Raw genomic sequence first — 11,707 nt, forward strand, 5'->3', positions numbered from 1 at the left:
CGCGCCGCCCCGTGGGACCGTGAAGACGTACCCGATCCGCTCGTGGAAGAGGTCGTGAGCTTTCTCCATGACCACGATCTGATCGTCACCGATTTCGATCGGGCCGCGTTGAATCGGGTGGGAAACCGGCTGGACCTGATGGGCATGCGGAATCTTGCCCCGCAACTCGGTCCCACCGAGATTCTCGGGATGATCGCCAGCACCATCGGCGTCGATCGCACATCGGAGCGGGCGACCCACAACGCGCTGGAGTTCGGCTTGCTGCCGCCGCTCCTGGAACGTCTGCTCGACTTCCGACCAGAAGAGAGTCGCTGAACGTTCGGGGTACTCGCTGATTGCACACTGAGAGGTGGGGGGGACAGGCAATGACCGATCAGAACTTCCGGACACCGGAAGGCGTCCTGGCCGCACTGCACTCGCAGGACATCGCGGAGTTGCGGATGCTCGTCGAACGAATTCGACTGCACGAAGGCGAATTCGGATACGTGAAGCGTTCAGAGCCGACCCGGGCGGGCGCCCTGGGATTCGGGTACACGGTCGAGGACCCGCTGGTCGATGAGTCGGTGAGGTGGCTCGACTCGAAGGGTCTCCTGGATCGCGCTTTCGTCGGTGCTGCCGAGCCGGCGGTCGGGCGGCTGCCCGAGCGCGGAGACGTCGGCCCAGTCGTGGCTGCTTTCGATGTCGCCGAGGTGCTGGGTCTTCTGACGAGACTGGTTCTCGCTGATCGATTCTGCGAGGGAGCGCTCGTCGGCGTCTTTGACAACGGAACGATGCCGGCTCTGTTCGATCGTCTGGTCGTGTTGGTCACGGAGTCGTAGGCGCGACACCCGCGCGAAATGTCAGTGGCGCCTGTCACAATCACATCCGAATCGAAGGGCAATCTAGCCCTTCCCTGCGCAGCACCAGGAAGATGATGAACGCCGTAATTCCGTATCTTCGCGTCCTCGCCGGATTCTTCGCCGGAGTCGTGACCTGGCTGGCGATCGTCAGCCTCGTGCAACTCGACTTCGGCTCCGTCGGGATCTCCCTGATCATGGCGGCGGGCCTGTGGTATCTCGCCGTCGGTCGACCGATTCGCAACCACTTCGCCAGGATCAAGGCCGAGAAGGACGCCCTGGCCGCCCGCGCCCAGGCCGGGCACGAGGCGTTCCTTGCCGGCGATACGTCCGCGGCCTTCGCCCCGCCGCCGGAGGCGCCAACGAAGCAGCCTGTTCGCCGGGGTGTCGTCATCGCATCCGCAGTGGCTGCTGCGTTCGTCCTGATCGGGATCATCGGCGACATCAGCGATGGACTCGACCATGACTCGTCGACGGAGGACACCAGCAGAACGCCCGCGACGCTGGCACCGCCACCCGCGGTCCCCGCCGCCCCGGCCGGGCTGGCGCCGCTCGCACCGCAGCCGACCTCGGCGGCGTCGGCCGGTCGGGGAGCTGCCCAGGCATTGATGCCGAACGTGAAGTGCATGAATCTGCAGAAGGCGCAGGACACGATCCAGGAGGCCGGAGTCTTCTACTCCCGGAGCGAGGATGCGACCGGTAAGGGCCGGATGCAGATCTCGGATCGCAATTGGGTGGTCGTGGAGCAACGCCCCGCAGCGGGCACTCCGATCGCCGAGGGTGATGCCGTGCTAGCGGTGGTCAAGTACGGGGAGCCCGGGGACTGCTCCTGAGGCGTCCCGTTGACGAAGCTGGCACCAACACAGGGGGGATTGAGGATTGGCAAGTTCGATGGACGATCTGGATGAACTGCTGAGTCGGGCGCGAGGTGCCGCGCGGGCATTGTCCGACGAGCTCGAGTTTGCGCTCGCGCTCGTCCTGGAAGAGGAATCCCTCGAGGTCGACCTCCAGTCGCGCGTACGGGCCTGGAACCGTGCCCGCACCGAACTCGCGATGGCCGTGTTCGGCGAATCCACACTGCCGGCGGGCGGGCTGGCGGCCTGTGAGACCGCCATCGTCGACCGTCGTCGCGCGGTGCAACTCGAAGAGGAGTATCAGCAGGCGAAGGCGGAGCTCGTCTATCTCGAGCAGTCTCCCAGTGGGCTTGCGAGTGAACTCGCGGCGCTGCTCGACAGCAAGAGTGAGCGGGTAGCGAAACTCGAAGCCGAACTGTCTGCCATTCAGCCGCCCAAACCCGTGCAACCGCCGAAACCCGTGCAACCGGCCAGGCCTGCTCCGGTGGTGCAGTCGAATCCCAAACCGGCCCCGCCGGTACCGGTTCCACAGACGCAGGCGAAACCGACGACGACGCCGGTGCCGAAGCCCGCTCCGGCGCCGCAGCCGAAACGGTGTGGAGTGTGCCTGGTCGTCAAGAACCTGTCGCGGTTCGAGTCCGGCTGGCGCTGTGCCACATGCCTGCACCTGGAGAAGGAGATCGCTTCGGCCCGAAGAGCCCTTGCCGCGCTCGGAGCGCCGCCGTTGGAGAAGGCGGTGCCGAGCGAGGTTCCTGGGATGGCGAAGATCCGCGCGGAGGGTCGCGACGCGATTCATGCACTCGCCTCAAGACACCGCCAGCTACCCACACCCGTGCCGTCCCGGGCGGTGACCGGCCCGCCGCGGAAGATGCCGCAGAAGGCGGCAACCGCGCTCGGCAAGCAACGGCGGAACGGGTCTCGCTGATCGAGAACCGGCCCGGCCAAGGATAAGTGGGGGACAGGTTGGACGAAGCTGACGATCGCCGCACCGATGCCGAAGCGCTCGCCGCGGGCATGCACGTCGACAAGGAGCGCGTCGCCGAGATCGCGCGTCGAGTGGCGCAGCGCTCGGCAGAACTGAACCGACGCCTCGCCCAGGGGTCGGGCGAGTGAGAACGCGGCAAACGCCTGAGATTGTCGGAGGGCTCCACTAGAGTCGAAAGCATGTTCGATACGGGGGTGTTGGCTGAGGCGGCGGACGCGGATGTGGCCGCCGTCCTCGTCGAGCGGCACGCCCGTATCGCGCGTGAACAGTTCAGTGAGATCGATGCGGTGACAACGCTGTTCGTCACCCGCTGCGAAGAGGATGCGCGTCTCGGTAGGAACGAGGCGCACCACGGCGAGTTCGCGCACGTCGAGGTGGCCGGCCTCCTCGGGCTCACTGAGGTGTCCGCCCGGCGAATGATCGGGCTCGGCTGTGACCTGCGGTGGCGACTGCATCAGGTTCGTGCCCAGTTCCAGGCTGGGCGGATCGACCTCGCGAAAGCCCACGCGCTGTCGGAGGCGCTGGCGAATGTCTCCGACGACAAGCTGGAGAAGATCGAGCGCTGCCTGCTCGACGGTGCGGCGCAGTCGACCACCACGCGACTGAAGGAGCGTGCCCGACGTCTGATTGCGAGGCTCGACCCTGACGGCGCGCGAGAACGGCGCCGACGTGCTGTCGAGGACCGCGACGTGAGAGTAATTGCTGGCGACCACGCGATGTCGCACCTGGACGGACTGCTGCCCGCCGAGGGCGGTCGCATCCTCGCAACCCGACTCCGGGCCATGAGCTTCGACGTCTGCGGACACGACCCACGGACCCATGCGCAGCGCCGGGCAGACGCGCTCGTCGCTCTCGCCGCCGGCCACACCCACCTCGAGTGCCGCTGCGGCAGCGTGGATTGCACCGCCCGCACCGACACCACAGCGAAGAACCGCGCCGGCGTCCAGGTACAGGTGCTCGTCGGAGTCGATGCGTCGACACTGCTGGGACTCGACGACGCCCCCGGGTACCTGTCGGGACACGGCGCGATAGACGCCGATCTGGCCCGCGAACTCGCTGCGGACGCCACGTGGAAGCAGGTCCTGACGCTTTCCGCGGCAGATCGAGCCAGGCTCACCGGCGACAGCAACACCGGGCCGGTGCTCGGGATCGGACCGACACTTCCGTCCCCCGAACAATCTCCACAATCGCTCGCTTCCAGAACGCGAGAACGATTGCGGGCAACAACCTATCGTCCGAGCTCCCAATTGGCGGACATCGTCAGGACACGGGACGGCGTGTGCCGCTTCCCGAACTGCGCCGCGCCCGCCACCGCATGCGACCTCGACCACACGGTCCCGTTCGATCATGAGAACCCGGATCGCGGCGGGCTCACCGTCGAGTCGAATCTCGCGTGCCTGTGCCGGACCCACCACCGGATCAAGACCCTCGGCTACTGGACCGTCCGCCAAGTCGGGCAAGGCCGGCTCGAGTGGATCGATCCCACCGGTCGGACCAGCGTGACATATCCGCAAGGACCGTTCTCCGATTCGGACCCGCAACCGACTCTCAGCGCCGGGCTCGATTCCCGACTCGTCGATCGGCTCACCGACTCACGAACCCTTGCACGGCTCCGGTACTCGAAAGCCGAACTCGACCTCGACTATCTCGTCGAAAGCTGGTTCCCCGCAAGCCTTCGAGGGCGTCGAGCCGCGCCGCCACCGGAGCCGCCCACGGTCGTCGAGTGCGACGACACCGCGCCCTTCTGAGCCCGGTGCATCGAGCCGCGGAAGGGCCGAGGCGACTCCCTATCCGCCGCGACGATTTCCTATCAGCCCAGCCATCCCTGGGGGCCCCACACCGAACCCGGGTGATCGCGCTCCGCCAGCGCCGAGAACACGGCGGTCAGCTCCTCGTAGTCGGCGTCGTCGAAGAACCTATCGAAGATGAGCTGCGCGACGTTGTCCATGAGGTCGAGCGGCAGCGCGATACCGTGCACGGTCGCCACATGCAGGCCGGCGAGGATCGCCTCGTACGGTTCGCCGCAGGATGCGGTGTTCCGGACCAAGCGCACCAGCTGATCCGGCGCCGAATCCACTGCCTTGCACAGGTCGTTCGCCGTCGGAATCACCAGATTCCTCGGATAGTCGTCAGGCAGTTCGTTGAACACCACTCCGTCGCCGCTCAGCGGATACGCGGTGACCACACGTGGCTCCTCGTCCGGCCGGCGCCGCCACACCACGCACACCCAGACACCGTCGAACTCGCGTTCGTCGAACACCGTCCAGCCGATGACCGTCCGCGATTGCGGTTCTACCGTCGTCGACTCGATCCGGGCCATCACCGTCTCCCGGGACCAGGTGGCGGGAAACTCCGTCTTGCCGGGAAGCCCGACCCCCGATCCGTGCCCGCCGGCGGGAGGGCGGTGCAGGGCTGCGACGAAGTCCTCCGCGAGTTCCCGCGACGTGGGGGTCGCGACGGGCTCGGGGTGTTCCTCGGTCCAGTCCTCCACAGAGTTGCGCCGCAGCCATTCCTGCGGTCCGAGATCGGCGATCTCGTCCGCGAACAGGCTGACGACCGGCAGCGGGTGCGCGTGCGCGGGTGCGCCCAGTCGGTCGCAGAGAGCGCGGATGCCCTCGTGCGGCACGACCACGCGATACACCGGTTCCGACAGCACCGGGACGGAACCGGAGTCGTACGCCGCAAACTCGAACCCGTCCCTGCCCGCGCCGATGAAGAGCTTCCGGCCGTCCGGATCCGGACCGATCCCGTGGAAGGTGGCGTCCACTTCGGCGGGGCACTGCACGCCGAGCGTGTCGTGCCGCGTCGTCCTCGGATGGGCGCCGGATGTTCGATCCGCCTGCCAGAGAACCAGATCGAGGAAGAGCTCGCGGACCAGGCGTCGATCGTCCGCGTCGAGATCCTGTGCCTGCACTTGCGCGAGGACTGGACTGTCGTCGACCCCCGACGGCCGAAACAGCGCGTCGTGAGCATCGCACCACCCCGCGACAGTGCCACCGGCGCTGTCGATCACCGCCTGGATGACTGCCACCCGATCGGCCTCTCGAAAGTTGTTCCGGCCCAGCGGCTCGACGCGCACGGAGGACTCGGGAATCAGCCTCCAGCCCGTGTATGGCCCGATACTTTCCCGCACCCGAGGATCGGTCCGTTCGTCAGGCTTGACGAAGTGATCCCAGATGTCGTGCGCACTCGCCGGCCGGGCATCGAGCAGGCCACTGTGATCGTCGAGCCTGTCGAGCAGTTCGTCGAGTACTTCCCGGGTCGGGACTGCGGTATAGCGGCGTGGATCCTCGCCCCGGGGCCAGACGCCGTCGACGCCGGTGAGGTGGTAGACGACCTCCGGGTCGGGTGAGGCTACCAGCGCGTCGTCGTTGAGCATTGTGATCTCGATGCGGTCGGCCGCCGGCTGCGCGAGATGCAGCCAGAGCGCGCAGGCGTCGGAATAGTGGAACGCCGATGCCGCAGATTCGACGGCCGCAGCATGCGGCGCGGAGATCGAACTGGGCCGCACCGCTCCGCTGGCACCCCAGCGCGCAGGATTGTGTGTGTGGACGATTCCGCGCCGCGGTCCCACGGCGTACTCCAGTGTGGCGATGCGTTCGGCGGCCGAGCCGGTCATGCTTGTTCCTCCCCTTGATCTGCTTTACGAAATATGTCGGTGCGGGCGCGGGCACCCCCCAGCGCTCGCGCCCGCCCGATCGGGCCCTCTACTGGAGGGCGACTCGTGAGCCGCTCGAGAACATCGAGTCGTGCAGTTCCATCTCGGCCGGCGCGGTGTCGGCGGGCATGTCGTAGACGACCTTCATCGTCACCTTGTTGCCCGGGTTGATTTCGTCCCAGACCGAGACGTCCGAGTCGAGGGCGATTCCCGCCGACGTGTCGGCGGTGAACTTGCGCCCCTGGGAGTCGTACAGCTCCTGGTCGCTCGGGCTCAGTCCCTTCGGCTTGTCCGAGGTGTTCTGCACAGTCATCGTCACGATCACGAACTGTCCCTGCGCCTTCTTGGTGAGGAACGGGTTGTCGCCGACAGTGCCGAGCCCCGTCTCGACGTCCGTGACGACGAACTCGAACTTGCCGTCACGGACCGGTGCGTTCAATCCGGGCAGGGCCTTCTTCGCGGCCGGTGCCGGTGCCGGTGCCGGTGCGGGTGCGGGTGCCGCCGGAGCCGCGGGTGCTGCCGCGTCGACCGCGACGACGTCTGCTGCCGCTGCCTGACCGTCGGCGGGTGTCGCGTCGTCCTTGCCGTTGCTGATCGCGCTGATCACCACGACGGCGGCGATGGCACCCACCACCCACGGCCACTTCTTGGACTTCTTCTTCGGCGGCTGGACCGCCGGGGGAGTGGCCGGGAACTGGTTGGGCTGTCCGGGCAGGGGATTCTGGGGAGCGGTCATGGTCGACCTTTCTGATGGATGTCGAATGGGATGGAAGCTGGGCGTCAGTCGCCCAGTGAGAGCGCGACGCCGTTCTCGGCTTCGGCTTCGGTGAAGGACAGGCCGCCGCGGTGGGCGATCTCGACCTCGTAGAACTTGCTGCCGCGCGGGACATCGGTGACGGTGAAGTCGAAGATGCAGTAGCCGGAGCTGCCGCTGCTGCCGGTGAAGTGGCCCTTCGCCAGCAGGGTTCCGGACTCGTCCGAAACCGTCACCGCCGCAGAGGAAGACAGATCGCTGTATCCGCCGGCCCCGGCACACGTGAATCCGGTCGGAAGTCCGCTCGAGGTGGTCTTGCCCGTGAGCGTGATCATCCCGGTGATGTCGAACGAGCCGGGTGCGCTCGCGGCCCGGACGGCGGTGACGACACCGAACGCGATGCCGACTGCCGCCGCGGTCGCGGCGACGCCGGCACTCAGTCCGATCCAGAACGGCCGCTTGCCCGACGGCTGCGTCGACGGGGTGTCGACGACGGTCGTTCCAAGCGGATCGGACGAGGGCTCGGGCCCGAGAAAAGCGGTCACAACGGACTCCCTGGTTCGGTTGAGGTGATGACCACATCGTGAGGACCGGAGAAGCGCAATGCCAAAGAGATTCCTGATAACTGGGGTTATCAGAGGTGGCGATTTGACCTTCGATGGCCATTGCGGGTGCCCGGTACTGTTTGCCCTGTTGTGTTGTTGTGAGGGAGGACATAGCAGTGATCGAAAGCCGCGCGCTGACCGAGAACGACTGGGAGCAGATGGCCCTCGACGTTCTCGGTGAACTCGGGTGGAGGCCCACTGCGGGAGCGGACATCGCGCCCGGTTCGGGTGAACGGGCATCGTGGGACGAGCTTCTGATCGTGCCGCGCCTGCGCGCGTCGATCGCGCGGTTCAATCCGCAATTGCCCGACCACGTCGTGGACGAGGCCGTCGCCGCCGTCGCGACGGCAGGGTCGACCGATGCCATCGCGGAGAACGAGGCGATCCACCAGTTCCTCACCGAGGGGCTCCGGAAGATCACCTACGTCGACGAGTCGGGTGAGGAGATCACCCCGACCATCCGGCTGCTGTCGGCGGAACCCGACGACAACGACTGGCTCGCGGTCAACCAGGTGACGCTGGTGAAGGGCGACTATCACCGGCGATTCGACGTCGTGCTGTACCTGAACGGGATGCCGGTCAGCGTCATCGAGCTCAAGAAGGCCGGAGCCGAGAACGCCGGCCTGGTCCAGGCGCACGCACAGCTGCGGACGTATCTGAAGGAGTTCCCGCTCGCCTTCAGGTTCGCTGTCTTCAACGTGATCTCGGACGGAATCACCGCGCGGTACGGAACGCCGTTCACGCCCTTCAACCACTTTTCGCCCTGGAACGTCGACGACTACGGCACCCCCGTCACGACCGAGACCCTCACCGACGGCACGACGCCGCTCGACACCGCGCTGTACGGACTGTTCAACCAGGAACGCTTCCTGCAGCTGCTCCGCCACTTCACCGCCTTCGACCGGGACGAGAACGGTCTGCTGAAGCGGATTGCCAAGCCGCACCAGTACTTCGCGGTGAGCAAGGCGGTCGGCAAGACGGTGCAGGCGGTGGCCAGCAACGGCAAGGCCGGCGTCGTGTGGCACACCCAGGGCTCGGGCAAGTCCATGGAGATGGAGTTGTACGCCAACCAGGTGATCCGACACCCGGCGCTCGCCAACCCGACGGTCGTGGTGATCACCGACCGCACAGAACTCGATGGCCAGCTCTACGAGACGTTCCTGCGGTCGCGGCTGCTTCCCGAACAGCCGCAGCAGGTGCGCAAGCGCGAGGAGCTCCGGCAGGAACTGTCCGGCCGTACCACCGGTGGCATCTACTTCACCACGTTGCAGAAGTTCGGTCGCACCAAGGACGAGCGGGATTCCGGTGCCAGCCATCCACTCCTGACCGCCCGCCGCAACGTCATCGTCGTCGTGGACGAGGCGCACCGCAGTCACTACGACAACCTCGACGGCTACGCACGACACCTGCGCGACGCACTGCCTCACGCCACGTTGATCGCGTTCACCGGTACGCCGATCTCGTTCGAGGACCGCAATACTCGCGACGTCTTCGGCGACTACATCGACATCTACGACCTGACCCGGGCCGTCGAAGACGGCGCCACCGTTCCGGTCTACTTCGAGAGCCGGCTCGTGAAGGTGTCCTTCGCCGAGGATGTTTCGGAACAGGATCTGGATGCGTCGGCCGACGAGGCGACCATCGGGCTCGACGACACCGAACGTGATCGCATCGAGAAGAGCGTGGCGGTCATCAACGCCGTCTACGGTGCCCCTGCCCGGCTGAAGAAGCTCGCAGCGGACATCGTCGAGCACTGGGAGATCCGGCGGGCCGCGATGCGTGCCTTCGTCGATTCCGAGGACAACCCGACCGCCACGGGCAAGGCGATGATCGTCGGAGCCACCCGCGAGATCTGCGCCAACCTGTATCGGGAGATCGTGGCGCTGCGTCCCGACTGGCACACCGACAGTCTGTCCACCGGCAGGATCAAGGTCGTCTACTCCGGAAACCCCAGCGACGAGCCGCCGATCAGCGACCACGTGCGTCGCGACTCCGAGAACGCCGCGATCAAGAAGCGCATCAAGGACATCGACGACGAACTCGAACTCGTCATCGTCAAGGACATGATGCTCACCGGCTTCGACGCGCCGCCGCTGCACACGATGTACCTCGACCGGCCGCTCAAGGGCGCCCTGCTGATGCAGGCGCTGGCGCGGGTGAACCGCACCTTCCGCGGCAAGCAGGACGGCCTGCTCGTCGCGTACGCGCCGTTGGCCGACAATCTCGCGCACGCGCTGGCCGAGTACACGGAGACGGATCAGCAGCAGAAGCCCATGGGGCGCGACATCGACGCCGCCGTCGACACCGCGAAGAACCTCATCACGATCATCGAGAACATCCTGCACGGCTTCGACTGGCGGTCGCAGCTTCAGAAACCCGGTCCGCGAGCCTACTTCGATGCCGCCAATGCGACAGTCAACTATCTGAGGGATCCGCGCAATCCCGAGAACCAGGTGGGGGAGGGTGAGGAGACCCTCGCGGCCCGCTACCGCAAGTTCGCGTCGCAACTCTCGCGGACCTGGGCCATCTGCGGTAGCCACGAGGCGCTCCGCGAGCAGGCCCCGATCGCGCAGTTCTTCGAGGAAGTGCGCATCTACATGGCCAAGTGGGATGCGGAGGAACGCTACGCGCGTGGTCAGGCCGTGCCCGAGGACGTCCAGCGGGCACTGCGGCAGCTGATGGCGGCGTCGGTCGAATCCGGTGAGGTCCTCGACATCTACGACGCGGCCGGGATGCCGAAGCCCTCGTTGGGTGACATCAATGTCGATTTCATCCGCAAGGCGCAGGAAGCGAAGAACCCCAACCTCGCGATCGAGGCGTTGCGGAAGCTGATCAACGACGAGGCGCAGAAGGCCGCCAAGCACAACGTGATACGGCTCCGCGCCTTCTCGGAGAAGCTCCAGTCGTTGATGGTGAAGTACACCAACAGTCAGCTCACCTCCGCCGAGGTGATCGCCGCGCTCGTCGAGATGGCGAAGGAGGTGGCCGCCGAATCGGATCGAGGCAACCGATTCACGCCGCCGCTCGACGACAACGAGCTCGCGTTCTACGACGCTGTCGCACAGAACGAGTCGGCCGTCGAGGAACAGGGGGAGGGCAAGCTCGCGGACATCGCCCGCGACCTCGTGGCGGTGATGCGTCGTGACGCGTCGACCGACTGGACCGTCCGAGAGGACGTCAAGGCTCGCCTGCGATCACAGATCAAGCGCCTGCTGACCCGGCACGGCTATCCGCCGGATCGCCAGCCGGCCGCGATCAAGCTCGTCATCGAGCAGATGGAGGCCATCGCCCCGACGATGGCGGCCTGAGCGGCGGACCGGCTGCGCCCTCAGTGCAGCCGGTTCTGTGCGGCCTCCAGGCCGAGCTGGAGGACCAGTTCGGCAGCGTCGGCGGCTTCCTCGCAGACCAGGTCGAGTTCCTTGCGTTCGACGCTCGAGAACGGCTTGAGCACGTAGTCGGCGGGATCCTGACGTCCCGGGGGCCGGCCGATGCCGACGCGGGTGCGCAGGTAGTCCTTGGTGCCGAGGGAGTTCGAGATCGAGCGCAGCCCGTTGTGGCCGCCCTCGCCGCCGCCGAGCTTGAGGCGGATGGTGCCGAAGTCGAGGTCGAGCTCGTCGTGCACGACGACGATGTTCTCCGGCTCGACGGAGAAGAACCGGGCCAGACCGGACACCGCACCGCCCGACAGGTTCATGTACGAGCGGGGCTTCGCGAGGATCACCTGCCGACCCGCGATCCGGGTCTGGACGATCTCGGCGCCACTGCGCTTGTGGGCGCTGAACTTTCCGCCCACTCGCCCGGCGAGCACGTCGGCCACCATGAATCCGATGTTGTGGCGGGTCTTCTCGTACTGCGGCCCGGGGTTGCCCAGGCCGACCACCAACGCGGTGCCGTTCTCGTCGCTCACCGAGGGGTCCTTTCACGATCCGTGCCGTACGACAGCGGTGTCCTACGACTGCGGTGTCCTACGACTGCAGCGTCATACGACTGCAGCGCTACAAAGCAACGGCGCGCC

Annotated in this window: 11 protein-coding genes; 7 read left to right on the forward strand and 4 right to left on the reverse strand. The window is 66.6% G+C overall.

Translation table 11 applies throughout. The features are described 5' to 3' along the window. Positions 1–54: 54 nt before the first annotated feature. The 6 genes from AB4Z09_RS20060 to AB4Z09_RS20085 all read left to right on the forward strand — a co-directional run bounded on the left by AB4Z09_RS20060 (position 55) and on the right by AB4Z09_RS20085 (position 4,423). Entirely contained in the window at positions 55–315 is a 261-nt protein-coding gene (locus AB4Z09_RS20060) for a hypothetical protein (RefSeq protein ID WP_442240532.1), read from the forward strand. 50 nt (positions 316–365) lie between these two features. Continuing rightward, positions 366–818 (forward strand): DUF6508 domain-containing protein, encoded by a 453-nt coding sequence (locus AB4Z09_RS20065; RefSeq protein WP_174908875.1) that lies wholly within the window; start codon positions 366–368, stop codon positions 816–818. Positions 819–910: 92 nt separating this feature from the next. Further along, complete coding sequence (locus AB4Z09_RS20070; RefSeq protein WP_254622837.1) at positions 911–1,669, forward strand: PASTA domain-containing protein; 759 nt, start codon at positions 911–913, stop codon at positions 1,667–1,669. A 58-nt stretch (positions 1,670–1,727) separates the two neighbouring features. Next, positions 1,728–2,615, forward strand: coding sequence for a hypothetical protein (locus tag AB4Z09_RS20075; protein ID WP_174908877.1), 888 nt, complete (start codon positions 1,728–1,730; stop codon positions 2,613–2,615). A gap of 26 nt (positions 2,616–2,641) precedes the next feature. Further along, positions 2,642–2,803, forward strand: coding sequence for a hypothetical protein (locus AB4Z09_RS20080; RefSeq protein WP_174908879.1), 162 nt, complete (start codon positions 2,642–2,644; stop codon positions 2,801–2,803). Positions 2,804–2,854: 51 nt separating this feature from the next. Continuing rightward, entirely contained in the window at positions 2,855–4,423 is a 1,569-nt protein-coding gene (locus tag AB4Z09_RS20085) for an HNH endonuclease signature motif containing protein (protein WP_174914526.1), read from the forward strand. Between the two features lie 62 nt (positions 4,424–4,485). On the opposite strand, the gene AB4Z09_RS20090 is transcribed toward AB4Z09_RS20085, so the two are convergent. The 3 genes from AB4Z09_RS20090 to AB4Z09_RS20100 form a co-directional block, all read right to left on the reverse strand. Further along, positions 4,486–6,294, reverse strand: coding sequence for a hypothetical protein (locus tag AB4Z09_RS20090; protein WP_174908881.1), 1,809 nt, complete (start codon positions 6,292–6,294; stop codon positions 4,486–4,488). Positions 6,295–6,382: 88 nt separating this feature from the next. After that, a complete protein-coding gene (locus AB4Z09_RS20095; protein ID WP_174908883.1) occupies positions 6,383–7,069 on the reverse strand; it encodes a DUF4352 domain-containing protein in 687 nt (228 codons plus the stop codon). 44 nt (positions 7,070–7,113) lie between these two features. Further along, a complete protein-coding gene (locus AB4Z09_RS20100; RefSeq protein ID WP_174908885.1) occupies positions 7,114–7,632 on the reverse strand; it encodes a hypothetical protein in 519 nt (172 codons plus the stop codon). A 176-nt stretch (positions 7,633–7,808) separates the two neighbouring features. Here AB4Z09_RS20100 and AB4Z09_RS20105 point away from each other — a divergent pair, with 176 nt between their 5' ends. Then, complete coding sequence (locus tag AB4Z09_RS20105; RefSeq protein WP_302675477.1) at positions 7,809–11,000, forward strand: type I restriction endonuclease subunit R; 3,192 nt, start codon at positions 7,809–7,811, stop codon at positions 10,998–11,000. Between the two features lie 20 nt (positions 11,001–11,020). Here the strand turns inward: AB4Z09_RS20105 and pth are convergent, their stop codons facing one another. Then, positions 11,021–11,599, reverse strand: a complete 579-nt coding sequence (pth, locus tag AB4Z09_RS20110; protein ID WP_442240533.1) for an aminoacyl-tRNA hydrolase — start codon at positions 11,597–11,599, stop codon at positions 11,021–11,023. Positions 11,600–11,707 lie beyond the last annotated feature (108 nt).

The organism is Rhodococcus sp. TAF43 (assembly GCF_052113525.1).
GTDB lineage: Bacteria > Actinomycetota > Actinomycetes > Mycobacteriales > Mycobacteriaceae > Prescottella.

Coding starts and splice junctions, on each gene's coding strand:
- AB4Z09_RS20075 (WP_174908877.1), top strand. CDS start 1,728: ATGGACGATCTGGATGAACTGCTGAGTCGGGCGCGAGGTGCCGCGCGG.
- AB4Z09_RS20070 (WP_254622837.1), top strand. CDS start 911: ATGATGAACGCCGTAATTCCGTATCTTCGCGTCCTCGCCGGATTCTTC.
- AB4Z09_RS20085 (WP_174914526.1), top strand. CDS start 2,855: ATGTTCGATACGGGGGTGTTGGCTGAGGCGGCGGACGCGGATGTGGCC.
- AB4Z09_RS20095 (WP_174908883.1), bottom strand. CDS start 7,069: ATGACCGCTCCCCAGAATCCCCTGCCCGGACAGCCCAACCAGTTCCCG.
- AB4Z09_RS20090 (WP_174908881.1), bottom strand. CDS start 6,294: ATGACCGGCTCGGCCGCCGAACGCATCGCCACACTGGAGTACGCCGTG.
- AB4Z09_RS20065 (WP_174908875.1), top strand. CDS start 366: ATGACCGATCAGAACTTCCGGACACCGGAAGGCGTCCTGGCCGCACTG.